This window comes from Sulfuricaulis sp. (assembly GCF_041499725.1).
Taxonomy (GTDB): Bacteria; Pseudomonadota; Gammaproteobacteria; order Acidiferrobacterales; family Sulfurifustaceae; genus Sulfuricaulis.
This window is the reverse complement of sequence record NZ_JBGQKW010000020.1, coordinates 1-24291: the sequence shown is the minus strand read 5'-3', so window position 1 is coordinate 24291 and position 24291 is coordinate 1. Positions and strand designations below refer to the sequence as shown.

The following is a 24291-nucleotide window of genomic DNA, read 5'->3' as shown; positions in this document are numbered from 1 at the left end:
GCTGATTTTGCCGGCGTTTTTCTTTACCATAGGCGTCCTTCCCAACCACCAAACCATTTCCGTGACCGTCCGCACCCGATTCGCCCCGAGCCCCACCGGTTATCTGCATGTCGGCGGCGCGCGCACCGCGCTTTTTTCCTGGCTGTATGCGCGCAAGCACGGCGGAACCTTCATCCTGCGCATCGAGGATACCGACCTCGAGCGTTCCACCGCCGAGTCGGTGGACGCGATCCTGCAGGGCATGACCTGGCTGGGGCTGGAATACGACGAGGGCCCGTTCTACCAGACCCATCGTTTCCCGCGCTATAAGGAAGTCATCCAGCAGATGCTCAAGCAGGGGCAGGCCTACCATTGTTATTGTTCCAAGGAACGCTTGGAGCAGTTGCGCGCCGAACAGATGGCGCGCAAGGAAAAGCCACGCTACGACGGCCAGTGCCGTCACGGCGTGCCCCACCCGCCGGCGGGGGTTGCGCCAGTCGTGCGCTTCAAAAATCCGCTCGATGGGGCAGTGGTGGTGGAGGACCTGATTCGCGGGCGTGTGATATTTCAGAACAGCGAGCTGGACGATCTCATCATCGCGCGCGGTGACGGTTCACCGACCTACAATTTCACTGTCGTGGTGGATGACATGGACATGAAGATCACCCATGTGATCCGCGGCGACGATCATCTCAACAACACCCCGCGCCAGATGAACATGCTGAAGGCGCTCAATTTCACGCCACCGGTTTACGCACACGTGCCGATGATTCTGGGACCGGATGGCGCGCGCCTGTCCAAGCGCCACGGCGCCGTGAGCGTGATGCAGTATCGCGAGGACGGCTATCTGCCCGAGGCGCTGCTCAATTACCTCGCGCGCCTCGGCTGGTCGCACGGGGACCAGGAAGTTTTTTCCATCGACGAGATGATCAAGCTGTTCGATGTCACCAAGGTGCACAGCTCGGCCGCGGCCTTCAATCCCGAAAAGCTGACCTGGCTCAACCAACACTATATTAAGAACAGCGACCCCAAGCACGTGGCCCATCATCTGAGTTATCACCTGGGACAGCAGGGAATTGACCCCGCGTCAGGTGGGCCGGACCTGATCGAGGTGGTCAAGGCCCAGCGCGAACGCGCCAAGACCCTCGCCGAGATGGCGCAGAACAGCGTGTTTTTCTACAAGGATTTTACGAACTACGATCCCAAGGATGCCGCGTCGCACCTGAAACCGGAGGCCGAAAAGCCACTCAAGGATCTGCGTGAACGGTTCGCCGTGCTGCCGCTGTGGGAGGCCCAGGCGATTCACGAGGTGGTCGCCGGCATTGCCGAGGCGCAAGGGCTTAAGCTCGGCAAGATCGCGCAGCCGTTGCGTGTGGCCGTGGCGGGCCGGGCGGTCTCGCCGCCGATCGACGTGACGCTGATGCTGGTCGGGCGTGAGAAAACACTTGAACGGCTCGACGTCGCTTTGGAATATATAAGGAAACAACCGGTTACGGCTTGACCCGCCGGTGGACGGGCATGTAAAGTAGCGCGCCTCTGAAGGGGCTATAGCTCAGCTGGGAGAGCGCATGCATGGCATGCATGAGGTCGCCGGTTCGATCCCGGCTAGCTCCACCATTTCACACAAGGGGTTGCGTGCGGACAACCCTTTTGTTTTTTTTCAGTCAGATCATCCGTCCCCATCGTCTAGAGGCCTAGGACACTGCCCTTTCACGGCGGCGACAGGAGTTCGAATCTCCTTGGGGACGCCAGTTTTCCACACCAAGTGGGGTAAGGTCAAAACCTCCACGGCACATTTGAGTATCAAGCGGATTTTTGGACGCCACGAAGTACCGGCCGCGCGTGCCTGGCATTCACCGCGCTAGGCACCGGATGGCGGTGGAAGCCGCCGAGATGCTTAACTGTACTAACCGAGCTGTCATTATCCGCGCCCCTGTCCGCGAAGAAGCCGAAGGCAACGGCCACGATAAAGCCGACGATAACCCACAACGTCACGATCCAATAGATTATTTCCATAGCACGCCTTTCTTGATTACAAGCAAATTATCGCCATACACATCTTCCGCGTCGTTGACGTTACTCAAAATATTGCACTGGGGAAGTCAACTTTGCGCCGTTGCAATACCGACCAAAATATTTAGATGGTGTCCGATAGAAGCGAATTAGTGGGCATAAAAAATATCAAGCGCGTCAATTGGTTAGGCTTTCTCATGGGTGGGGTTATACAAATCACATCGACGATGTTCTCGGACCAAGCCTCACAGCCGCGCGTAGGGCTGATTTATCGGAACGTGTAACCTATCGCCATCATTTTCTAATACATTCGCCGGCACAAACCGTTCTCATACTCTGCGACCCGCCCATCCCGAAGCGTCACGGCTAAACTTCCCCCTGAAATCCGAACCTTCTTGGCGTTTGAACAGTAGGAACGTTGGCACGAGCCATCCCTATATTCCTCGACCCGACCGTCTGCCGTAACGACGGCAACAATGCCGCCATTGGTATCCGCGTCTTGAATATTTGACCCATAAGAACGTCGATACGCGCCGTCCTCATACTCTTCAACCCTGCCGTTGACTATCTTAAGCACAAGCCCCATCACTGTTCTCCTTTGCTCATGTATCCACCGAATGCCGCGCTTGCGGCGCTGACGACGGCCGACCAAATTCCTATGGCAACAACCTAGAAAGATCTCGGCTCTGCTCGTTGTGTGGAAATTGACACAAGGCTGCTTCCGTGTGCGCCGGTTTCTGCAGGTTGCTGATCAATAGTAATTGCAATGGATACTTTTTCATTGACTTAAATCAAGAGCTTGGCATTGGCAACGACGTCCATGGCGAATGGCCATTCAAGCGGCTTTCGGCTTTTGGAAAAAGTCGCGATAGCGGCCGATCCAGTTATCATTAAGAAGTCTGCGGAATTGGGTATTCCCTGGGTTCAGGCACCACCCCTTCAAAAGGGTATTAACAGGGGGTTATATAGTTGACAAACTCTCTTGGGAACGCCAAACACAAAAGGACCCACGTGAGCTGGCCCCTTTGTGTTTCGACGATTCTTTCTCAGAAGGAATGAGAAAAATTTTCCAGGAGAAGTTTGGACGGACGCAGACTGGCCTGAAGGGGCGAGCAAGCTGCAGGGTTGCAGCCGGTTTATCAGGAACGAATCCTGGGCTGCCGAACGCGAGCCACGTTTGGGCGCACGCGGTCGCGAATCAGACGTTACTCCACCGTGGCTGCGTGAGAATTGAGATGGTAGCGTTTGATCTTGCGATAAAGCGTGCGTTCGCTGATGCCCAGTGCCTCCGCCACGGCGTGCCGGTTGTGGTCGTGGCGCTGCATCAGTTTGGCGATATGGTGGGCTTCGGCATCCACAAGCGACCGGGGCGCATCCGTTTCTGTGCCGGAAGCCTCTCGCGCTAGAGAGGCCTGACGAGCCGGCGCGGTTGTGTAGGCGGAACGGCGTGCGTGGTCGTTCGCGTGATGGTCGTCGAGGCGGATATGTTCGGGGGTAATAATGCCGTCCGGGCTCAATGCCAAGGCGTGTTGCAGGATATTCAATAATTCGCGCACGTTTCCGGGGAAGTCGTAGTCCATCAGGCGTTCCATCGCCTCTTTGGTCACATGGCAACGGTCCACCTTGTCCCGGTCGCACATGCGTTTGATCAGCACCTTCACCAGAGCGGGAATATCCATCCGCCGCTCGCGTAACGGTGGAATATGAATTTTGATGCCTGCTATGCGGAAATAGAGATCTTCGCGGAATCTGCCATCAGCCACCATGGCCATCAGGTTCTGGTTAGTCGCGGTGATGATGCGTACGTTAACCTTGATCACCGATGTCCCGCCAAGGCGCCGGAACTCGCCGGAATCCAACACACGCAGCAGCTTGGTCTGCATGGACAACGGCAGTTCCCCAATTTCATCGAGGAGCAGTGTACCCTTGTCCGCCGTTTCTAACAGCCCCGGCTTGAGCCCCGCGCATCCGGTGAAGGCGCCGCGCTCATGGCCGAATAGTTCGCTCTCGAACAGAGTCTCCGGGATTGCGGAACAATTCAGCTCAACGTAAGGTTTGGTGCTGCGGGCCGACTCTCCATGGATGTACTGTGAGGCCATTTCTTTACCAACGCCGGTTTCTCCGTAAAGCAGTATGGGCACGTTGGATTTGGCAGCCAGTGTCAGAATTTCAACGCATTGCAGGAACACGGGAGAGCGCCCGACCATGCGCATTTCTTCGCAGGTCGGGTGTACGGCAGGCGCCAAGCGATGGATGCTTTCAAGGATAAACCGGTCGCCGTTCGCGGTTACGACCGGATAAGCTTTGATACGCACGCGGTCGGGCTGGTTGGCGTTATCATAGTGGGTGTGCATGACCTCGAACGGGCTGTTATTGGTCATCACCGCCTTATGCGGGCAATCTTCACCATTAAGATGACAGGGTACGGGTGAATGGTGCGATATTTCGTGACAGCAGCGTCCGACGATCGCATCCGCCTCCACGCCGTAGGATGTACAGTAGGCCCGGTTAGCCGCGATGATCTTATAATGCTCGTCGATAATAACGGCGGGTGATTCTTGGGTATTGATCAACGACTCAAACACGGTGTTCCGTTTCATAATCGTCTCCTTCAGTGCGCCGTTGGCTGTTAATGCCACGGTTTGATTACTTATTGCTCTTTCGAGCGTTCTTGTTAACGGTGGTAAATCCGCGAGGCTTCGATACTCCGATAGATTGTCAGTATTAAATTCAAACTGACATTTCTGTCATGTGAATGACATGGATGTCATACGCCTGACTGACAAATTCGTCAATGTATTTGTAGATATGCTGTTTTCACGGCTTTTTCTGCAAAAAATTATTGGCACGCAGATTGCTATAGTTTTGGAAAATATGTTCCCCGCCATGGGCATGAACAACTAAGGAGGAGTCAATGAAACCGCAACTGAAGACCGCGCGCGGCAAACGTCTGTTGTCGGCAGCAATCGGTATCTTGCTTACATCGACCGTCGGATTTGCTGCAGAGGCATGGGCCGACACGGTCTCTTCCAGCGATGCAACGTTAATGTTTGGTAGACCGACGCCGCCCAAAAACACCTTCAATATATTGATGAACTACGAACTGGGCATGCACTGCACCGGGTTCGAGTTCTCCTATTGTTGCGTGCTGCCGCCGTACAATTCCATCCTGGCCCAGGTGGTCAAGACCCAACAATCACCGCTAAATGGAACCGCGTTCCCCAGGCTGCTGGACGCCGATCCCAACGTCGGGCTCGACTTTCTCGGTCGGCCCACGGTACTACGGGATACCGAACTGGATGCGCACGGGCACTTCAAGAAGTATGTATTGCGGTACTGGCACGACGCCCAGCCCCGGAACGACGGGCGCGGCGCTACGCAGACAAGCACGCTGATCAGCCACGTTGAAGGCAACTCCCTGCTGATGTGGAACACCATACTCGACGCCGCCGCCGTAGACACGGGCAACAAAATTCAATACGGCACCTACGATGGCCAAACGAATGTGGTGCTGGGCGATGGTAATCACGGGTCTCAGCCCCAGGACAATTACGCCAACGCGTGGTTGAACCATCTCTATATATACAGCGATTTGAGTGGCAGCAATTCGGCCAACACAAGCCTTGAGAAGAACAAGATCCGCCTGGGCATGCCGAATACGTACGCGTCGACGGTGTTCGCGACGATCCTGCCGCAGAACAGCGGTCCCGCGTTTCACCCCATGGGACCCGGAGCCGTGAGCGGTCTCAACAATGTTCTGACCTTCTCGGGTGACTCTGGCACCGTGGTCTTCACCCAGATGAAAGTTCTGGAAAATCTGCCGGTCATGCTGACCTCTCCCCGGATCTGGGAGGCCCTGGGCCTGCCGTTGGACCCATTTGAGGACACCATTAATTTCTTTGGCAACCCGGGAGCGATCAACGAGAGTACTGTCCGGCCGTATGTCAAGATGAACGCCCAGTTGCACAATTTCGACTCGACCCAGCCGGGCGGCATCGGGACGGCGGTGCTGCAGAACGGCAATCCGATCATCGGTTTTGGGACCGCCCCCATCGATATCCCCAACTGTGAACGTTGCCACGCCCTCGGCCCTACCGTCGTCTCGGCCAACAACCCTGCGAACAGTGGCCCAGAGCATGCTGCGATTCAGGCGAATGCGCAGCTGGAAATCGAGTTCTGGAACGCGTACTACGGCATCAACACCGCCGCCGGCGACTCCGACTGGTACTCGCGGTTGAAGGGAACGGCCTACAGCATCCTGGCGCTCCACGACGACCATCATGGCACCTCGTTCACGGCCAACTGGCCGCAGACGGGTGGTGCTGGTCTCCCCCAGGTCACCCGCCTCGGGCATGAGAGCGTGTTGTGCCAGAAGTGCCATGCGGACAACGTGATCGCGAAGGTGAAATCGGCCACGGTGGGAGTCGTGGCGGAGGGAAACGATCCGGTCGGAACCGTGATCCCACCGCTGACTGAGGCTCTGCACAGTGCTCACAGTGACCGCGTGTTCAGCGACTCGTTGAGCCGCAACGGCGCGTGCCAAGGCTGCCACCCGGCGCACCGCTCCGATGGCGATCTCACCAGTTATCCGATCACCACCCTGGGACTGAACGCCTTTGCAAACGGGGACAACCGCGACGCCGCCGGCGGCTGCTATGTCGGTCGGGACGTGCACTCCAACCGCAACAAGAACGTGGATTTGTCCGCGCAACCGCACCTGAATGCCGTGGGCACCTGGCTGGTGAATAACGTTGCCTCAGATACCGGTACCTATAAGGGCATCTGGTGCACCAATTGCCACACCCAGTTCAGCCAGGAGATCTGGAGAGCGGAGAACGTCAAGGATCTCATCCACTCAAAACCCGGAGATCCGGGGAACGTCCGGGAGCCTAAAGTCAACGCGACGCTGAATGATGTGGCCCATGCCGTGGGCGTCTCGCTGTCCCAGGCCATCGCCTGGTTGGACCCCAAGACCAACGACGATACGTATGCCGCGTTCAGCGGCACATTTCCGGATGCTAACGTGGCCACGATCGAAATACGCGGTGGTGGGCCCTTCGTGACTACCGACGCGGATGGTGACATCAGCGTCCGTATTCTCGACTTCTGCACCACGCCGGATTGCGTGGCCGCGGCCCAGGCCGTATTGAATGCCGAGCACAACGGCGGCACGGCGGTGCCCGTTCCGTTCTCTGCGGCCACGGACGGTCGTGATCACTGGTTGTCTCCGGGTGAACCGCACTGTGCGGATTGCCACAAGGCGCCGTTCACGGAGCAGAGCGGCAACATCAATCCCTTCCCGCCGTTCAACTACCCGCGGAAGGCCTCGCTGTTCCGCTACTCCCGCGGCCATCAGGACATCACCTGCCAGGGTTGCCACGAGTCGACGCATGGGCTCTACCCGGTCACCCCGGACATCGACACCACCACCTATGCGCAGGCGGCCAGTTTGAACACGGACGGCAAGCATGGGCCGTTGAAGTGTGGGAGCTGTCATGTGGCTAATAAGTTTGGTGTGCCTAGTATCATTAACAATCTGACGTACACTGGAACGAAGATTGCTACCAACTTCGACAAGGCGGTCAGTTGGGCGCATACCTTCACGATAGAGGCCGATCCGACCAAGGATTACTGCCTCAACTGCCACTTGAATAACGCGCCGAAGGTCTCGGCGACCGATCATGATTGGCTATGCCACGCCATGAATAGCCAGGCGTCGCGGAAGATGATGGACAAGGTGGAGATCAGCCTGCAAGGTCATGTCTCCGGTGATCCCGCTTTCGGAAATCCGCTGAAGAACGGTTTCTGTACGATCTGCCACAACGCGGACTTGGCCGCGGGCACCACCAGTACGAACACCACCCGTGCGGACGGGAACACCCATTACAGTCTACTCAACTGCAGCGACGTGGAATGGAAGCGGCACGTCACCGAAGGCCGTGTTGCTCAAACGGTCTGGGATTATGTGACGGTGAAGAAGACGGGTTCGACCTGCGGGTGGTAAGCCTCCGGTCCAGGCCGTTAAAGTAAAGCAGGAACAAATGGAGGAGAGCATACTCTCCTCCATTTTTTTGTGGTTTAATCCCTGGGGCTCGCTGAGTTTCGCGTTCGGGACCGCTCAGGCGGCTGCGAATTCTTGAATCAAACTGGGATGGACTTTATTCAAATGACTAATCCTATGAAAAGTTCCTTTGCCACCATTCTGATCGCTGGTTTTTTCCTGGGCATTGCCTTCCCCCTGGGAGCAGGTGCCCTCGCGCAGCCCAACGATGTCATCGCTCGGGTCGGGGACCAGACCATCACCTTCCGCGAGATCGAGATCATGATCAATAGCAGTGATCTGGTCGGTATGGGGATTCCCCCTCCCGGAAGCCCGGCGAGGAATGAGGCCAGGCTTATCCTGCTCGATAAGGTGATAAGCGCCGATCTGCTATACCTGGATGCCCTGAAGCAGGGGATGCAGAATAATCCGGTTTACCAAAACGATGTGGAACACTTCTCCAGAGCTAATCTGGCCGCCGTCTATCGGGAGAAGCACGGGATTGGAGACATCACGGTGACCGATGACGAGGTCCGGAATTACTTTAAGCAGAATATTGTTGCGGGAACCCCCTTCACTCCGGAAATCCGGATGGGCATCGAGGCCACGATTCGAAAAGAACGGTTCAAGACCAAGAGAGCCGCCCTGCAAAAGGAATTGCGGAAGGGGGCTGAGATCGTCGTGGATAAAACGAAGCTCGATCCGAAAGGAGATGCATCACGTGTCAGCAGCGAAGTCGTGGCCCGGATCAATCAAGAGACAATCACCTGGGGTGAGTTCAGAATGGGGTTAACGGATTCCGATAAGAGTCGTTCGGTAGAGGGCAGGGTCGAGGTCCTGGATGGAATCATCGATGAGCATATCGCCGTGAACAAGGCCAAGACGGCCCGGCTGGATCAGGTTCCGACCTATCTCTTCCGGGTTCGTGAATTCAAGAAGGTCCATTTGGTGAGTCTGTACAAGGCAAAGCTATTTGGAGAAATGGAGCCGTCCGACCGGGACATCAAGGAGTATTTTGAGAAGAACAAGGAAAAGATCCAGGTTCCGGAATCCCGCAAGATTCAGATGGTGGTCTTGAAGACCAAGGCGGAGGCCGATGACGTCAAGAAAAAGATCCAATCCGGCGAGATCACGATTTTCGAGGCCGCCGCGAAGTATTCCATTGACCCGAACGCGAAGCAGACGTTGGGAGAGTTTGGCTGGGTCGCCAAGGGAACCGGTTTTCCAGAACTCGATCGATTGACTTTCTCCCTGAAGCTTGACGATCTGGGAGGTCCGGTCGAATCCCCCGCGGGTTGGCACCTCGTCAAGGTGCTGGAGGCACGGGATGCCAAGTATCAGAATATCAAGGATAAGGATACGTGGGAGAGGGCAAAGAATATGCTCCTGCGTGAGAAACAAGATGCATATGTGGTCAACCTGAGAAAGAATGTGTTTCCGGTTGAGATCTACGCCGATGTGTTTCAACGGATCGTCCGGAAAGAAGAGGAAAAAATAAACGCCAACCGCAAGAAGTTAGAGAAGACCTCGTCGCCTGCTCAGGAACGCGCGGGAAAAAGTGACGTTAAAAAGAGTGACGTTAATCAGTAGGTGTAATATCCTCAGGGAGGATGAATGGTGAACTGATGAATTGCCGTACGATCCGTGGCGCATCGTGGGTGTTGTTCTTGCTTCTTTTTGCCGGTGAGACCCATGCCGGACTGAGTGATCTGTTCCACCGCGACACAACTCCTCCCAGAGACTACGTGATCCTCATCAATTACGAACTGGGAATGCACTGCACGGGTTTTGACTTCTCCTACTGTTGCATCCTCCCTCCGTACAATTCGATCCTCGCCCAGGTTGTGACAACCGAAAGAAAAGGGAATAAACCGGCACTGCTCGGCTCCGACCCCAATGACCCCGAGGTGCTGGTGGACGGCGAGAAGCGCTTCAAACTTGCCTACACCCATGAAGACCCCGAAGGGATCCCCAACACCTATTCATATTCCAAGAAACTCGCCTACTGGAACGTTGGATACAAGGGCAGACAGCTTCCCGACTACGAGTTCAGCAGCCTCTATATATATAAGGATCTCAATGGGTCCAATCCCGAGAACACCACGGCCAATGCCAAGAAACTCCATGTCGGGCTCGATACTCCGATCAAGATCAACCAGGGGCCGACGGGCCAGCATGTCGGCAAGGGTTTTCTCCGTTATTCCGGTGCGACGGGGACCGTGGTCTTCACTGATTCACCTGTCATGGAAAATGTGCCGGTGACTTTGACGGGTCCGGGGATCTGGGAGGCCCTCGGGCTGCCGCTCACGCCGTTTAACGATCAATTCACGGCGCTGACCATGTTGGATGAGACCATGTATCAGCCGTTCCAGAAATCCGTGGTGACGCTGGTGGATGCCAAGACGCACGAGCCCGTGATCGACTCCTCGGGCCAGGTCGTCCGGTTTTTCGGCGTGAATCCCATCGATGTGCCCAACTGTACACGCTGCCATTCGAACGAACGCGCCAACGGAACGAAATATCTTAAATACAAGGAAGAGCACGATTTCTGGAAAGGGATCCGGGGCACCGGTGAATATTACGCGCAGATCAAGGCCGCGGCGGTTTCCATCATGGAGATTCATGACGACCACCACGGCACGAACTTTCTGGCAAAGTGGCCCGCGAGTCCGATCACCTATACGCGGCTCGGGCGGGATACCGTCCTGTGCCAGGAGTGCCACGCCGACAACATTATCGGTCGGCTGTTTTCCCGCAAGGCGGGGGCCATGGAAAAAAATGACATCCAGCCGAATCATCCCCGGCTGCCCGATCCCGAACACCTGATCTCGCCGTTGACCGAAGCGATTCACAAGAGCCATCAACGCCACAATCCGCTCCCGGATAGCCTGGGCTTTGCCGGCGGTTGCCAGCTCTGTCATCCGGCGCACCGCAGCGACCGTACCATGAATGATTTCCCGTTGACGCTGGACGGAAAGAACCAGTTCGCTTCCGGAGACGTTCGCGACGCCAAAGGCTGTTTCACCCGCCGCGACGTGCATGGAAATTCCCAACGGAACCAGGACGGGGCCGAGACACCGAGTTATCTCAACGCCGTGGGTAATGCGCTGCTTTCCGAGGTGATGAACACCAAGGGAAAAGACAAGGGCTTATATTGCACCAACTGTCATAACATGCTGTCGCGCGAATTGTACAAGGCGGATCATCTCACTGACGCAGTGACGCAGACCGGCCAGACGCTTCGCAACCAGCCGCTGGCGCCGATCGCCGCTTCACTGGGCGTCTCGGTGGAACAGCTGAAAAGGGATTATCTCAATCCCAAAAGCCCGATGCAGGGAGAAGATGTTTCCAGCGGCGTCTACCGAACCTGGGATCGCACCGGGCAGACCATTGCCGCCATCGCCAGGATCAAGGTCGATGAGCAGGGGAAACCGGTTCTGACAGCGCCCGACGAAGATGGTGATCGGTCCGTCATTCTTGTGGACAAAGACCCGAATGGCACCGCTGGCGTGGCGGCGTCTTATGCCGTGGCTACACACGGAAAGGATTACTGGCTGGCGGCCGGTGAACCTCACTGTGCCGACTGCCATCAACCGCCCTTTGTCGAAAGCATGGGCGGCGGCGCCTTCCCCCTCGACCAGCCCGGCAAATATGCGCTCATGCGCCACTCCAAGGGGCACGCGGGAATTACCTGCCAGGGCTGCCATGAATCGACTCACGGTCTTTATCCCGTCAATCCGGAAGTAGATATTTCCAGCTATCAGCAAGCGGCGCTGTTGAATCCCGATGGTTCGCATGGGCCGGTGAAGTGTGCGGCCTGCCATTCGGTCAACAAATACGGTGTGCCCTCTCGCTACCAGGATCTGATCGGCAAGAAAGGGCCGACCTGGAATAACTATGATAAAGCCGTCGTGTTCCAGCACATGCTGCGATAGTGGTCGCCGCAGATACGGATGCGACCTATTTGCCGGCATGGCCCACGGACAGCCGGCCTTCGACACGATAGCAAGGCGGGAGTAATCTGGATTACGTTCTGCTGAGGCAGAGACCGAAATGAAACGACTTATTATAGTGTGGCTGCTTTCCGTGGCGCCCGTGATGACGGCGATGGCGGAAGGAAAGATTGCCTTTTCGCTGTCGGATACCCAAGGCAAGGTTCACACCTTGTCGCAATACGCCGGAAAGTGGGTGGTCGTCAATTACTGGGCGACCTCATGCCCACCCTGCATTAAAGAGATTCCGCAGCTCACGAAGTTTCACGAAAAGCACAAGGATCACGACGCCGTCGTCCTGGGCGTGGACTTTGAGGACATCTCCCTGTCGTGGCTGAAAGACTTCATGGACAGCATGTCCATGAGCTATCCGGTCTTGCGGTCAGACCCATCGCAGCAAGTCACCCCCTTCGGTGTCATTATCATGTTGCCTACCACGTTTATCATCTCTCCGGCCGGTGAACTCGTGGCGCACCAAGCGGGTGCCGTCACGGCCGCCGACCTCGAAGCCTTCATCAAGCGCAAGACCGAGGCCGGCAAGGCGAACGCACCCTCGACAAAGCTCAACACCAAAATTCATTAGGCGATCCCCCATAATAATTAATTTACTCATTCCAGCAACGAACTGCTTAGAACTACTTCCACCACAGTGACAGATACGGAAGATAAGTGACCAGCACCAGCCAAATCAGCATGATAAGTAGAAAAGGCAGGGAAGCCCGGAAAAGGTTCAGCATCGGTTCCTTGAAGCGCTGGCTGGCGAGGAACAGGTTGATGCCCACGGGCGGGGTAAGGTAGCCGATTTCCAGGTTCGCCAGAAACACGATGCCGAGGTGCACGGGATCCACCCCAAAGCGTTGGGCCAGCGGAAGGATAAGCGGCACCACCACGATGGTGGCGGAAAAGATGTCCATCATACAGCCGACCACCAGCAGAAAGAGGTTGAGCAGCAGCAGGAACTGTAATTGGCTGGATACCCCTTGTTCGAGCGACTCCAGTATCTTCATCGGGATCTGCGCATCGATCAGCAGGTTGGTGAAACCGAGCGCTATACCCAGAATGATCAGCACGCTGCCCACCAGGACGATTGTTTCGCGGAAAATTTCGTAAAACTGCGAGATCGAGCCGAGACGGCGGTGAATTACGGTCTCGAGCAGCAGCGCGTAAGCTGCCGAGCAGCTAGCCGCCTCGGTGGCGGTGACATATCCGCCGAACAGGCCGACGACGATACCGACGGGCAGCAGCAGATCCCACATGCTGGTCCGTAGGGCGGAGAAGAGCACCGGTAACGAAAACGGCCGTGGTGAAATTCCGATATGCCGTGAGACGACGGCGCTGTAGACCGCCAGCATGGCCAACAGCAGCAAGCCTGGAACGAGTCCCGCCATGAAAAGTTGTTCGATGCTGACACCCGCCACGATCCCGTAGAGCAGGATCACGAGGCTGGGGGGAAACAGCAGGCCGAGCGAGCCCGAGGAGGTAAGCAATCCCAGCGAGAAATTCTTGGAGTAATTTTCACCGAGCAGAATCGGGTAAAGCAGGCCGCCGAGCGCGAGTATGGTGACGCCGGAAGCGCCGGAAAATGCCGTGAAGAACGCGCACGCGGTGAGCGCCACAATGGCCAGTCCTCCCGGCATCCAGCCAAACCCCGCGTTGAATACCTGCAGCAGTCGCTCGGGCGCGCCACCGCGCGACAAGGCCACGCCGGCGAGCGTGAAAAGCGGGATGGCCATGAGGTTAGGCGAGGAGGCCAGGCGCATCATCTCCGCTACAAGCACCGCCGGATCGAGCCCCGAGGAATGCGCGGCGTACAGACTGCCGGCGCCGAGCACGACAAACAACGGGACACCCAGTGCCGCAACAGCGATAAGCAATGCAACGACGGTGAATGTCATAAGGCGCGTTTTGAAGAGCGCGGTCCGATTATGAAACGGATCGCGAATTGGGCAGTGAGGAGAAAGAAGCTTAAGGGGATGATCACAGCGAGCGCCGCCACCCATTTCTCCGCGGCGGCGGCGTGAGCCCATTCCTCCCACCAGAACCGTAGCGCCGCCCAGAACAGGAAACCGCATACCACGGAGGAAAAGACGTATATCGGACGCTCCAGCATTCGCCGCCAAGCCTCGGGAAACCATACCGCCACGGCATCGATTTTGATGTGACGTTCGCGCACGGCCAGCACGGCTCCGAGAAAGCTCACCCAAAGCACCAGATAGCGATCGAGAATATCCGCGCCAGGAATGGCGGTGTGGAAGAAATTACGTGCACCGATCTCAGCCAGCGACAGAACGAGCAGCAGCACCAGCCCTGCCGTGGCGACGATGCTTTCCGCGTTTGTCAGGTAGAACTCGAGCTTGGCCTTCCAGGTGCGGTTTCGTCGGTAGAGTTCGGCTTGGTCGGTCACTTCTTGCCTTTGTGCGCGCGATAATCGTTGAGCGATTTGCGCGCTTTCTCATAGAGCGGTGCCGGGATATAGCCATCCTTGGCGAGTATCGCGGCGGCGCGATCGCGCAGGTCGTAGAGATCCGAGTCCTTGTCCTTCCACTCGCTGGTGAAAGTGACCCCGTGCTGCTTCAGCACCGCAAGACTTTTTTCATTGTCCCGGCGTGTTTCCACGAGCAGACGGGCGCCGGCCTCCTCGCCGGTACGGCGCAACAGTTTCTGGAGGTCATTGGGCAAACCATCGAAAAATTTGCGCGACACGATCAGGCCACCGATGCCGTCCATGACCGGCATGCTGGTCATGTAAGGTGTCTTGGTGAACCATTGCAGGGCGATCGCACCCAGTGGTGGCGCAATGGTGGTGTCGATCAGTCCGGTCGAGAGACTGGTGAAGACTTCCGTAATCGGTAAGGGCACGGGAGAGAGGCCGCTGGCCTCGAAGAAAGCCGTGCCGAGCGGGTCACCCTGCCACAGCCATATACGGCTTTTTTTCATGTCGTCGATGGAGTAAATGGGCGCGCGCGAGAACAATTGTATGAATCCCACTTCCATCCAGCCCAGCAGTTCAAAACCATTCTGGTGAAATCCCTCGCGAATTTCCGGCATGAGTTGGGCGCGGACGTGATCAACCTCATCGTAACTGCTAAACAGAAATGGAATTTCCAGTACTCGTGTCGGTGAATAGATGTAGCCGATGCCGTGACCGGTCATCGCACCGCCGTGAAGTTGTCCAAAGCGGATTTTGCGCAGCACGTCGGGCTCGTCGCCCGACACGCCTCCGCCGTACAGCTTGAACTTGAGCCTGCCCTGGCTCTCCTTTTCCACCTTGTTCGCCCAGTCCGTGATGATGTTCATCCACGTGGAGCCTTGCGGGGCGAGGGTGGCGAACTTGAGCACATAAGCTTCCTCGGCGTGGGCATCCGGGAACAGGAAGAGAAGCAGGAAAACTGCAAAAAGTTTTTTCAAAACCACTCCTCTTCTTTGGCGAGCAGTCTCCCAGCCTTTTGTTGCGCGATGGCGTTGACGAGCGCCATCTCGGGATAAATGTCCGACGGTGCGTTGACAACGGCGATCAATCGCTCATGGAACTGTTTGCGATCGAGCAGCTGATGCGCGAGATACTCCGCCTGCAACATGTCGACGAGCAGCAGCTTGCCATGCGTGATAGCCCGCGCCTTTTCGAAATGTTTCGCGGAACGCTCGAAGTCTCCGCCCAGCATCGGCGGCCGTGCGCCGTAGTACACACCGAAAAACAGATGCGCGCCTCCGTGGTAGTAATTTTCATCGAGTGCGAGCACGCGTTCCATCAGTTCCGCCGCCTTGCCCATGTCGGCGATGCGCGCCGGGTCGTTGCGGTTCATGTCGATCCACTTGGCCCAGCAGGAGGCCGACCAGAACAGGGCCGGCACGGCGCGGCGGCTGAGCCCGGCGAGTTGTCGCTTGAGCTCCTCTGTCGTCATGGCGGCGAGGTCACCCTGAAATCCCGAGGCGGCGAGCGCCTGCCGCGCGTGTTCCCATCCCCGGCGGTACAGTCCGGAGGCGCGCCGGTTGTCTTCGTCCTCGACAAAACCGTAGGCATAACCGTAAAAACCCTGCGCCGCCTGGAGGCGCAAATCGGCGTTGTCGGGAAGCTCCTGTATCAATCCTTCGACCAGCTTCAGGTTGGCGGGAATGGCCGCGCGGGCGAGGTCGAGATCCGTTTCCCGGTTCATTGCGACGTTGCCGCTTTCGATGATGGGCAGGGAGGAACGCGCCACCATTTGGCCCATGGAACAGGCGCCGAGCAGGGCACCGCACAGACAGATTGTCGCCCTTGCCAGTTTACGCGGTATCGACATGAGTGCTGTCTTGGATCGCGGCAGGGATTTCGGCGTGTGTGGCATGTTGGGGATACACAATGATTTATTGTATGCTTCCAAGCCTATCGCCGGGGCGGGCCTGGCGCAAGAAGCGAAAGGTCATTCAAGGAAGCCCTGACACGAATCCCTACTCGCTGCGCTCGTTCGTCTTGTCATTATACAATGCCAGTTAACAGCAAAGACATTCTTGATTCCAACGGGCCGCTGACGGGACGCCTGGAAGGCTTCACGCCCCGCCTCGCCCAGCAGGAGATGGCGGCGCGCATCGAGCAGGCGCTGGCGGATTATTCCGTTTTCATCGCCGAGTCGGGCACGGGAACCGGCAAAACCTTCGCCTATCTCGTTCCGGCGCTGCTGTCCGGGAAAAAGATTCTGATATCGACCGGCACGCGCCACCTCCAGGATCAGCTCTATCACCGCGACCTTCCTATTATTCGCGATGCCCTGGCGGTGCCCGTGACCACGGCGCTGCTCAAGGGGCGGGCCAATTATCTCTGCCGGCACCATCTGGACCGCACTGAAACGGAAGCGCGCTTTACCGGCAAGCGCGAGCAGTCGAACCTGGTGCGCATCCGCGAATGGGCCGGCAGCACGAAATCCGGCGATATCGCCGAGGTCAGCGGCATTCCCGAGGATTCCGATCTCTGGTCGCAGGTGACGTCGACCGCGGACAATTGTCTCGGCGGGGATTGTTCCTATTATGAGGAATGTTTTGTCAACCGCGCGCGCCGCGAGGCACTGGCCGCCGACGTGGTGGTCGTCAACCATCATCTGTTTTTCGCCGATCTGGCGCTGCGCGAGGAAGGTTTCGGCCAATTGCTGCCCGGCGTCGAGGCCGTGATCTTCGATGAGGCGCATCAATTGGCGGAAGTGGCCTCGAACTTTTTCGGCCTGTCCCTCAGCGGCCATCAGCTGTCGAGTCTGTGCCGCGATGCGATCGCCGAGGACATTAAGGAGCACAGCGGAATACGCGAGCTGCCGTCCACCGCGCAATCGCTGGAGAAGGCCGCCGCCGATTTTCGTCTGGCATTTGGCGTCGAACCGCGCCGCGACTCCTGGAGCAAGCTGGAAAATGCCAAGGCCATTCATGCGGCGCTGGCAGGACTGAAAACGCGGCTGACCAATCTCTCGACGGTACTCGATGCGGCCGCGGCCAAAGGGCAGGGACTGGCCAATTGCGCGCGGCGTGCGTCGGATATGCTGGACCGGCTGCTGACGATCAGCGAGAACACGCCGGCGGATTTCGTCGCCTGGTTCGAGACGACCACGCGCAGCTTCACGCTGTATCTCACGCCGCTCGATATCGCCGCCGCGTTCAGGCAATACGCCAGCGCCGGCAAGAAAGCCTGGATATTCACCTCCGCCACGCTGGCGATCAATAAAAGTTTTGATTACTTCCAGGCGCAACTCGGTCTCGAAGAGGCCGAGACCGGTTTGTGGGACAGCCCGTTCGATTACGCGAGTCAGACGATGCTGTATATCCCGCCCGGCCTGCCCGTACCGTCCGCGCCGGATTACACGGATCGCGTGATCGATGCGGCGCTGCCGGTGCTGCGCGCCAGCCGCGGCCGCGCGTTCCTGTTGTTCACCAGCCACCGCGCGCTCAGGCTTGCCGCCGTAACATTGCGCGACGTGCTGGATTATCCCTTGCTGGTGCAGGGCGACGCGCCGCGCTCGGAACTGCTCCGGCGTTTCCGCGCCGCCGGTAACGCCGTGCTGCTCGGCACCGGCAGCTTCTGGGAAGGAGTGGACGTGCGCGGCGAGGCGCTGTCCTGCGTCATCATCGACAAACTGCCGTTCGCCTCGCCCGACGATCCGGTGCTGCAGGCGCGCGCCGGCGCGATGGAACAGGCCGGGCGCAGCCCGTTCATGGAGTATCAGCTGCCCGAGGCCGTGATTGCGCTGAAGCAGGGCGTCGGCCGCCTGATCCGGGACGAAAACGATCGCGGCGTGCTGATGCTGTGCGACCCGCGCCTGCTCAGCAAGGGTTACGGACGGATTTTTCTCGCGAGCCTGCCGCCGATGCCGGTGACGAAACGCCTGGAGGACGTGGAACAATTCTTCGGCCGCGATCCTTCCAGGCGCAAGGCGAGACAGAAGGTGTCGCAGGCATGACGGCGGGGGCGCCATCCGTGCCTTGGCGCCGGTTCGTGCATTTTCTGGCCTTCGGCTTCGGAAGCGGCAAGGCGCCCGTGGCACCGGGCACCTTCGGGACGCTGATGGCCATACCTATATATATGTTTCTGCGTCATGCCCCGCTCCCGGTTTATGCCGGAATTGTCGCGGCCATGTTCGCTTTCGGCGTGTGGTTGTGTCACGTGACGGAGCAGGACCTGGGCGCGCACGACCATCCCGGCATCGTGTGGGACGAAATCGTCGGATACCTAATTACCATGTTCATGGCGCCGGCCGGATGGAAATGGATCGTGCTGGGATTTTTCCTGTTCCGCCTGTTCGATATCTGGAAACCGTTCCCTATCCGTCAGCTCGAACGCCGAATCCGTGGTGGATTTGGCAATATGTTCGACGACGCCCTCGCGGCGGTATACGCCTGGCTGGTATTGCAGGGATTTTTCTATTTTCATACCGCCTGATTCGATGGACGGCGACTATTCCGATAGCGTGGCGTAGCGCTCGCGCAGCAGGTTCTTCTGGACTTTTCCCATGGTGTTGCGCGGCAGTTCCGGCACGAAGAACACGCGCTTCGGCACCTTGTAGCCCGCGATCAGCCGCTTGAGCGCGGTGAGCAGGCCGGCTTCCGTCACGTCCTCGCGCCCCGGCGCTCGCACCACCACGGCCACCACGGCTTCGCCGAAGTCCGAATGCGGCGCGCCGATGACGGCGGATTCGACCACGCCATCGAGCTTTTCGATACAGGCCTCGATCTCTTTCGGATACACGTTGAGCCCGCCGGTGATGATGAGATCCTTGGCGCGGCCGACAATCGAAACGTAACCGTCACCGTCGAGACGGGCGAGATCGCCGGTGCGGAAATAACCGTCGGAGGTGAAATCCTCCGCCGTCTTCTGCGGCATGCGCCAATATCCCTTGAATACGCCGTCGCCTTTGACCTGCAATTGTCCCACCGCGCCGATCTGAAGCGGTCGATCCTTATCGTTTACGATGCGTACCGACACGCCTGGCAAGGGTTTGCCGACCGTTCCCGGGCGGCGCGGGCCGTCGAGCGGATTCGAGGTATTCATCCCGGTTTCGGTCATGCCATAGCGCTCGAGGATCGTGTGTCCGGTGCGTTGCTGGAATTCGTCGAAGGTTTGCGGCAACAGCGGCGCGGAGCCGGAGACGAACAGTCGCATGTGACCGCAGACGTCGCGGCCGAAGGCGGGGTCGGCCAGCAGGCGCGTATAGAAGGTCGGCACGCCCATGAACACGGTGGCCTTGGGCAACAACCGCATGATCGCGGGCACGTCGAATTTCGGCAGCAAAATCATTTTCGTGCCGTTGAGCAGCACGCAGTGGCAGGCCACGAACAGGCCGTGGATGTGAAACAGCGGCAGGGCATGGAGCAGCACGTCGTCCGGACGCCAGCCCCAGGCCTGGTGCAAGGCGAGGGCGTTCGCGGCAAGGTTGCCGTGCGTGAGCATCGCGCCTTTCGGCCGGCCGGTGGTGCCGGAGGTGTAGAGCAGGACGGCGGTAGCGTCGGGCGAAACACGGCGGGTGTCGAACTCGTCACCGAGCGATCGGGATTCCCCGGTGAGCGTGCCTTGGCCGTCGGCATCGAGCGTGTAGACGTGCTTCAGTCCGCGCGGCCCGGCCAGTTCACGCATGCCGGAGAGATCGGACGGGCGGCAGACCACCGCGCCCGGCGCGGCGTCGTCGAGATAATATTCGATTTCGGCGGCGCGATAGGCCGGGTTGAGCGGGAGATAGATCAGGCCCGCGCGCAGGCAGCCGAGATAGAGAAACACCGCCGCCGGCGATTTCTCGATCTGCACCGCGACGCGGTCGCCCGGCTGGAGTCCCAGGCCCGTCAGAAAGCGCGCGTAGCGCGCGCTTTCGCGTTCGAGATCGGCGTAGCTGTAATGGCCGCCCGCGGATGTTTCGATGAAAGGCGCCCGTTGGTCAGACGGGAAACGCCCGGCAAAGAGCGAGTAGATGTTTTCGTACACGGTCATCGATTGTGCTTGACGGGCTTCCGCCCGCTAAGAATAATCCCTGATGTCCATTCGTGAATAATAACCCGATTCGGGGTCCGGCAGACGGTTTATACACAAGCCGTTGCCGTATAACAGATCAAAGCAGACTCAGTCCGGGGTCGGCGCGGTGTCGGAACAGACAGGCGCGGATCCGGTATCGGATACAACCGCGACCTCCGCGAGATCACCGAGCTTCTCGTCGCAGGCCGTTTCCATAAAATCTTGACGACGGAGGATGATCATGAAAATAAAATTGCCGTTCCTTGCACTGGCACCGGTTATCGCCGGCCTGCTGTGGTGTGGCCTGTCGCCCATGGCGCAGGCGGCGGATGCCAAGGTAATCAAGATATCCCACCAGTTTCCGGGCGGCACGATCGACAAGGGCGACTTCCGCGACCGTCTGGTGCGCAAGTTCGCCCAGGAAGTCGAAAAGCGCACCAACGGGCAGCTGAAGTTCGAGATTTATCCAGGCGGCTCGCTGGTCAAGACGATGCAGCAGCTCGACGCGCTCTCGGTCGGCGCCTTGGACATGACGATCTATCCGCTCGCCTATTCCGGCGGCAAGATTCCGGAGGTGAACATCACCCTGATGCCGGCGCTGCTTACCAGCTACGAGCAGGGCTACCGCTGGAAGCAGGCGCCGATCGGGAAGGAGCTGACCGACGTTCTGGACAAGAACAACGTCAAGATCATCACCTGGGTCTGGCAGGCCGGCGGTAACGCGTCGCGCGACAAGGCGATTCTGGTGCCGGATGACGTCAAAGGCTTGAAGGTGCGCGGCGCCGGCAAGTCGATGGACGAATTGCTCAAGGCCGCCGGTGGCGCTATCGCCAACGTGCCTTCCGACGAAACTTACAACGCCATGCAGTCCGGGTTGCTCGATGGCGTCTGGACCTCCAGCGCCTCGCTCATGAGCTTCCGGCTCAACGAGCTTACCAAGCACGTAACCACGGCGCGCAACAAGACCTTCTGGTTCATGTTCGAACCGTTGCTGATGTCCAAGGCAACTTACGACGCTCTGACGCCGGCGCAGCAGAAGATTGTCATGGAGGTCGGCGCCTCGCTCGAGAAGTTCGCGCTGGAGGCCGCCAAGGAAGACGACAAGGCCCTGGCCGATGTGTACGCCAAGTCCGGCGTGACCGTGCATGACATGGACGAGAAAACCTTCAATATGTGGCGCAAGCTTGCCAAGGAAACCTCCTGGAAAAGCTTCGAGGAGAACGTCAAGGACGGCAAGAAGCTGATGCAAATGGCGGAAACAGTTAAATAGTCTAATCCGGCCGATAACCCCATGTCGCCGGAACGACATGGGGTTCCGCGGGAAACCGATCATGCTCAAGCTTTGGAATCTGTTTGCCGCCGTGGTAAAACGGTTTAACGTATGGCTGGGTTACGTGGCGGCGTTGATGATTGTCGCTTCCACCGCGGCGATTTCCTTCGAAGTGGTGGCACGTTATGTCTTCCGTCAACCGCACGACTGGAACCTCGAACTCAATATTTTTCTCCTGATCGGCTCGACATTCCTGGCGGCGGCGAATACCCAGATGAAACGCGGCCACGTGGGTATCGAGGTCCTCGACGGGTTGTTGCCGCCACGCTGGAACCGTTGGCGCCGTCTGGCGAGCGATATCCTCTCGCTCTTGTTCTGTGCCTTCATCACGGTTTATATCTGGAAACATTTTTATCAGGCATGGGAGGGCGGCTGGGTCAGCAGTTCCACCTGGGCCCCCAAGGAGTGGATTCCCTATGCGCTCATGGGACTGGGCATGACCATGCTCAGTCTGCAAATCCTGCTGCAGATCGGAGATGATTTGTTGCGTCCGACCGTGGCCGCCGGGCACGAGGTTCTGGGCGAATAGCATGGGCGTGTTCGAAATCGGCCTGCTCTACATCGGCGCTGCATTTCTCCTGTTTTTCAGCGGCGTGCCGATCGCCTTCGCCCTCGGTAGCGTGGCACTGCTGTTCATGTTCATCTTCATGCCGTCGGCCAATATCGGAATGGTGGCCCAAACACTCTATGGCGAGCTGAATAATTTCACGCTGCTGGCCATCCCGCTGTTCATTTTGATGGGCGCGGCCATCGGCAAAACGCGCGCCGCCGTCGATCTCTACGAGTCCACACATCGTTGGCTGTACTGGCTGCCCGGAGGGCTCGGGGTGGCGAACGTGACCGGTTGCGCCATCTTCGCCGCCATGTGCGGATCGAGTCCGGCCACCTGCGCCGCCATCGGCAGCATGGGCATACCCGAGATGCGCAAGCGCGGATACTCGGCGGAGCTCGCCGCGGGGCTGATTGCCGCCGGCGGTACGCTCGGCATCCTGATTCCGCCGAGCATCACACTGATCATCTACGGCATCATTACCGAGCAATCCATCGGCCGGTTGTTCATGGCCGGCGTGGTGCCGGGCATCATGCTCGCGTTTTTTTTCGCCCTGTGGGTGGTTTACGCCAGCGTCCGCGAAAAGCGCCGGGCGCTGGCCGGGATGAGTCCGTCGCAGGCGGCGCTATCCCAGACGGAAGAACATTTCAGCTGGCGCGAGCGTTTCGAAACCATCCCGCGGTTGATGCCGTTCATGGCGCTCATTGTCGTGGTGATGGCGGCCATGTACGGAGGTTGGGCCACGCCCTCGGAGGTGGCCGGGATCGGCGCGCTCGGCGCCCTGCTCATGGTGGCCCTGGTGTATGGCGTGTACCGCTGGCGCGATCTGAAAGACATCCTGTCGGGCGCCGCGCGCGAGAGCTGCATGATCATGATGATCATCGCCACCGCCTTCCTGTTCACCTACGTGATGAGCTATCTGCACATCACCCAGAGCGCCACCGAGTGGGTCGTGAGCCTGCCGCTGTCCAAGTGGGCCTACCTGTTCTGGGTCAACGTGCTGCTGGTGGTGCTGGGCTTCTTCCTGCCGCCGGTGGCGATCATTCTGATGGTCACGCCCGTGATCCTGCCGGGACTGCAGGCGCACGGCTTTGATCTGATCTGGTATGGCGTCATCATGACCATCCTCATGGAGATGGGCCTGATCCATCCACCGGTGGGACTGAACCTGTTTGTCATCAACGGCATTGCCCCCGATATCACGTTCAAGCAGATCGTCTATGGTGTGATTCCGTTCATCGTCATCATGGTGCTCTCTATCGTATTGCTGGCTGTGTTCCCGCAGATCGTCATGTGGCTGCCTGATCACATGTACGGGAAATAGCACCAAAGCGTCCTGCCATTTGTCCTGCTCCAGAAAACACGGATGAGCGTGCAGCGCATGATGGACGGAAACGTTCCGGCGGATGGTTCATGGAAACACTCACATTGTTAGTGATGGGCGGCCTGGCCGGGGTCATGGCCGGCCTGCTTGGTATCGGCGGCGGGGCGCTCATCGTGCCGGTGCTGGCCATGGTGTTCGAGGCTCAGCACGTCAGCCCCGACGTCATCATGCAGGCGGCGCTCGGCACCTCGATGGCCACGATTGTTTTTACCGCGGTTTCCTCGGTGCTGGCGCACCAGCGCCGCGGCGCGGTGAACTGGTCCATCTTCAAGAGCATTACGCCTGGCATCATCGTCGGCGGCTTCGTGGGCGTGGCCATCGTGCACGTCCTCGCGGGCCGGACCCTGCGCATCATGTTTGTGGTGTTCATGTTCCTGCTGGCGCTGCAGATGTCGCGCGGCACCATGGCGACGTCGGCGCATCGCCGCCGCCTGCCGGGCGCGGCGGGGGTGAGCGCGGTCGGCGGGGTCATCGGCCTGATGTCGGCGTTTTTCGGCATCGGCGGCGGTTCGATGTCGGTGCCGTTCATGACCTGGTACGGCGTGCCG

21 protein-coding genes and 2 tRNA genes are annotated in these 24291 nt (G+C 58.6%); 13 read left to right on the top strand and 10 right to left on the bottom strand.

Annotated elements, in window-relative coordinates; translation table 11 throughout:
- Positions 1-61 precede the first annotated feature (61 nt).
- The 3 genes from gltX to ACC569_RS05425 all read left to right on the top strand — a co-directional run bounded on the left by gltX (position 62) and on the right by ACC569_RS05425 (position 1730).
- Entirely contained in the window at positions 62-1480 is a 1419-nt protein-coding gene (gene gltX, locus ACC569_RS05435; RefSeq protein WP_372522481.1) for a glutamate--tRNA ligase, read from the top strand.
- Positions 1481-1520: 40 nt separating this feature from the next.
- Positions 1521-1596 (top strand) — tRNA-Ala (locus tag ACC569_RS05430).
- 58 nt (positions 1597-1654) lie between these two features.
- Positions 1655-1730 (top strand) — tRNA-Glu (locus tag ACC569_RS05425).
- A 52-nt stretch (positions 1731-1782) separates the two neighbouring features.
- Here the strand turns inward: ACC569_RS05425 and ACC569_RS05420 are convergent.
- From ACC569_RS05420 to ACC569_RS05405, 4 genes are all read right to left on the bottom strand, one after another.
- The gene (locus tag ACC569_RS05420) at positions 1783-1995 is read right to left on the bottom strand and encodes a hypothetical protein (RefSeq protein ID WP_372522480.1); all 213 of its coding nucleotides are present in this window, start codon (positions 1993-1995) and stop codon (positions 1783-1785) included.
- A 298-nt stretch (positions 1996-2293) separates the two neighbouring features.
- Entirely contained in the window at positions 2294-2578 is a 285-nt protein-coding gene (locus ACC569_RS05415; RefSeq protein WP_372522479.1) for an IceA2 protein, read from the bottom strand.
- Positions 2579-3197: 619 nt separating this feature from the next.
- Positions 3198-4592, bottom strand: coding sequence for a sigma-54 interaction domain-containing protein (locus tag ACC569_RS05410; RefSeq protein ID WP_372522478.1), 1395 nt, complete (start codon positions 4590-4592; stop codon positions 3198-3200).
- A 217-nt stretch (positions 4593-4809) separates the two neighbouring features.
- Positions 4810-5013 carry a hypothetical protein gene (locus ACC569_RS05405; RefSeq protein WP_372522477.1) on the bottom strand — a complete coding sequence of 68 codons (204 nt, stop codon included), beginning with the start codon at positions 5011-5013 and terminating at the stop codon, positions 4810-4812.
- A 25-nt stretch (positions 5014-5038) separates the two neighbouring features.
- Here ACC569_RS05405 and ACC569_RS05400 point away from each other — a divergent pair, with 25 nt between their 5' ends.
- The 4 genes from ACC569_RS05400 (at position 5039) to ACC569_RS05385 (ending at position 12607) form a co-directional block, all read left to right on the top strand.
- A complete protein-coding gene (locus ACC569_RS05400) occupies positions 5039-7996 on the top strand; it encodes a hypothetical protein (protein ID WP_372522476.1) in 2958 nt (985 codons plus the stop codon).
- Between the two features lie 174 nt (positions 7997-8170).
- A complete protein-coding gene (locus ACC569_RS05395) occupies positions 8171-9622 on the top strand; it encodes a peptidylprolyl isomerase (protein ID WP_372522475.1) in 1452 nt (483 codons plus the stop codon).
- A gap of 35 nt (positions 9623-9657) precedes the next feature.
- The gene (locus ACC569_RS05390) at positions 9658-11967 is read left to right on the top strand and encodes a hypothetical protein (protein ID WP_372522474.1); all 2310 of its coding nucleotides are present in this window, start codon (positions 9658-9660) and stop codon (positions 11965-11967) included.
- Between the two features lie 118 nt (positions 11968-12085).
- Positions 12086-12607, top strand: coding sequence for a TlpA family protein disulfide reductase (locus ACC569_RS05385; protein WP_372522473.1), 522 nt, complete (start codon positions 12086-12088; stop codon positions 12605-12607).
- 52 nt (positions 12608-12659) lie between these two features.
- On the opposite strand, the gene ACC569_RS05380 is transcribed toward ACC569_RS05385, so the two are convergent.
- From ACC569_RS05380 to ACC569_RS05365, 4 genes are read right to left on the bottom strand one after another with little or no spacing between them, the layout of a single operon-like run.
- Positions 12660-13919 (bottom strand): TRAP transporter large permease, encoded by a 1260-nt coding sequence (locus tag ACC569_RS05380; RefSeq protein WP_372522472.1) that lies wholly within the window; start codon positions 13917-13919, stop codon positions 12660-12662.
- Complete coding sequence (locus ACC569_RS05375; protein ID WP_372522471.1) at positions 13916-14428, bottom strand: TRAP transporter small permease; 513 nt, start codon at positions 14426-14428, stop codon at positions 13916-13918. The genes ACC569_RS05380 and ACC569_RS05375 overlap by 4 nt, the downstream gene beginning before the upstream one ends.
- Complete coding sequence (gene dctP, locus ACC569_RS05370; protein ID WP_372522470.1) at positions 14425-15432, bottom strand: TRAP transporter substrate-binding protein DctP; 1008 nt, start codon at positions 15430-15432, stop codon at positions 14425-14427. Before dctP (ACC569_RS05370) ends, ACC569_RS05375 begins: the two co-directional genes overlap by 4 nt.
- The gene (locus ACC569_RS05365; RefSeq protein ID WP_372522469.1) at positions 15429-16304 is read right to left on the bottom strand and encodes a TRAP transporter TatT component family protein; all 876 of its coding nucleotides are present in this window, start codon (positions 16302-16304) and stop codon (positions 15429-15431) included. The genes dctP (ACC569_RS05370) and ACC569_RS05365 overlap by 4 nt, the downstream gene beginning before the upstream one ends.
- A 183-nt stretch (positions 16305-16487) precedes the next feature.
- Between ACC569_RS05365 and ACC569_RS05360 the strand changes: the two genes are divergently transcribed.
- Both ACC569_RS05360 and ACC569_RS05355 read left to right on the top strand, forming a co-directional pair.
- Positions 16488-18440 (top strand): ATP-dependent DNA helicase, encoded by a 1953-nt coding sequence (locus tag ACC569_RS05360; RefSeq protein WP_372522468.1) that lies wholly within the window; start codon positions 16488-16490, stop codon positions 18438-18440.
- Positions 18441-18457: 17 nt separating this feature from the next.
- Positions 18458-18919, top strand: coding sequence for a phosphatidylglycerophosphatase A (locus tag ACC569_RS05355; RefSeq protein ID WP_372522467.1), 462 nt, complete (start codon positions 18458-18460; stop codon positions 18917-18919).
- 15 nt (positions 18920-18934) lie between these two features.
- Here the strand turns inward: ACC569_RS05355 and ACC569_RS05350 are convergent, their stop codons facing one another.
- Both ACC569_RS05350 and ACC569_RS05345 read right to left on the bottom strand, forming a co-directional pair.
- Positions 18935-20458, bottom strand: coding sequence for a malonyl-CoA synthase (locus ACC569_RS05350; RefSeq protein ID WP_372522466.1), 1524 nt, complete (start codon positions 20456-20458; stop codon positions 18935-18937).
- Between the two features lie 129 nt (positions 20459-20587).
- Positions 20588-20722, bottom strand: a complete 135-nt coding sequence (locus ACC569_RS05345) for a hypothetical protein (RefSeq protein WP_372522465.1) — start codon at positions 20720-20722, stop codon at positions 20588-20590.
- Between ACC569_RS05345 and dctP (ACC569_RS05340) the strand changes: the two genes are divergently transcribed.
- From dctP (ACC569_RS05340) to ACC569_RS05325, 4 genes are all read left to right on the top strand, one after another.
- Complete coding sequence (gene dctP, locus ACC569_RS05340) at positions 20721-21749, top strand: TRAP transporter substrate-binding protein DctP (RefSeq protein WP_372522464.1); 1029 nt, start codon at positions 20721-20723, stop codon at positions 21747-21749. The genes ACC569_RS05345 and dctP (ACC569_RS05340) overlap by 2 nt on opposite strands.
- A gap of 61 nt (positions 21750-21810) precedes the next feature.
- A complete protein-coding gene (locus ACC569_RS05335) occupies positions 21811-22338 on the top strand; it encodes a TRAP transporter small permease subunit (protein ID WP_372522463.1) in 528 nt (175 codons plus the stop codon).
- 1 nt (position 22339) lies between these two features.
- Positions 22340-23683 carry a TRAP transporter large permease gene (locus ACC569_RS05330; RefSeq protein WP_372522462.1) on the top strand — a complete coding sequence of 448 codons (1344 nt, stop codon included), beginning with the start codon at positions 22340-22342 and terminating at the stop codon, positions 23681-23683.
- A gap of 89 nt (positions 23684-23772) precedes the next feature.
- Positions 23773-24291, top strand: a 519-nt coding sequence (locus tag ACC569_RS05325; RefSeq protein ID WP_372522461.1) for a sulfite exporter TauE/SafE family protein, incomplete at its 3' end; no start/stop codon positions are given.

Bases quoted from the DNA above. Each gene is read 5' to 3' on its own strand.
- ACC569_RS05335 (WP_372522463.1), top strand. From the start codon at position 21,811: ATGCTCAAGCTTTGGAATCTGTTTGCCGCCGTGGTAAAACGGTTTAAC.
- ACC569_RS05390 (WP_372522474.1), top strand. From the start codon at position 9,658: ATGAATTGCCGTACGATCCGTGGCGCATCGTGGGTGTTGTTCTTGCTT.
- ACC569_RS05420 (WP_372522480.1), bottom strand. From the start codon at position 1,995: ATGGAAATAATCTATTGGATCGTGACGTTGTGGGTTATCGTCGGCTTT.
- ACC569_RS05350 (WP_372522466.1), bottom strand. From the start codon at position 20,458: ATGACCGTGTACGAAAACATCTACTCGCTCTTTGCCGGGCGTTTCCCG.
- ACC569_RS05330 (WP_372522462.1), top strand. From the start codon at position 22,340: ATGGGCGTGTTCGAAATCGGCCTGCTCTACATCGGCGCTGCATTTCTC.
- ACC569_RS05400 (WP_372522476.1), top strand. From the start codon at position 5,039: ATGTTTGGTAGACCGACGCCGCCCAAAAACACCTTCAATATATTGATG.
- dctP (WP_372522464.1), top strand. From the start codon at position 20,721: ATGAAAATAAAATTGCCGTTCCTTGCACTGGCACCGGTTATCGCCGGC.
- ACC569_RS05395 (WP_372522475.1), top strand. From the start codon at position 8,171: ATGAAAAGTTCCTTTGCCACCATTCTGATCGCTGGTTTTTTCCTGGGC.
- ACC569_RS05345 (WP_372522465.1), bottom strand. From the start codon at position 20,722: ATGATCATCCTCCGTCGTCAAGATTTTATGGAAACGGCCTGCGACGAG.
- ACC569_RS05365 (WP_372522469.1), bottom strand. From the start codon at position 16,304: ATGTCGATACCGCGTAAACTGGCAAGGGCGACAATCTGTCTGTGCGGT.
- ACC569_RS05380 (WP_372522472.1), bottom strand. From the start codon at position 13,919: ATGACATTCACCGTCGTTGCATTGCTTATCGCTGTTGCGGCACTGGGT.
- ACC569_RS05410 (WP_372522478.1), bottom strand. From the start codon at position 4,592: ATGAAACGGAACACCGTGTTTGAGTCGTTGATCAATACCCAAGAATCA.
- ACC569_RS05360 (WP_372522468.1), top strand. From the start codon at position 16,488: ATGCCAGTTAACAGCAAAGACATTCTTGATTCCAACGGGCCGCTGACG.
- ACC569_RS05385 (WP_372522473.1), top strand. From the start codon at position 12,086: ATGAAACGACTTATTATAGTGTGGCTGCTTTCCGTGGCGCCCGTGATG.
- ACC569_RS05415 (WP_372522479.1), bottom strand. From the start codon at position 2,578: ATGGGGCTTGTGCTTAAGATAGTCAACGGCAGGGTTGAAGAGTATGAG.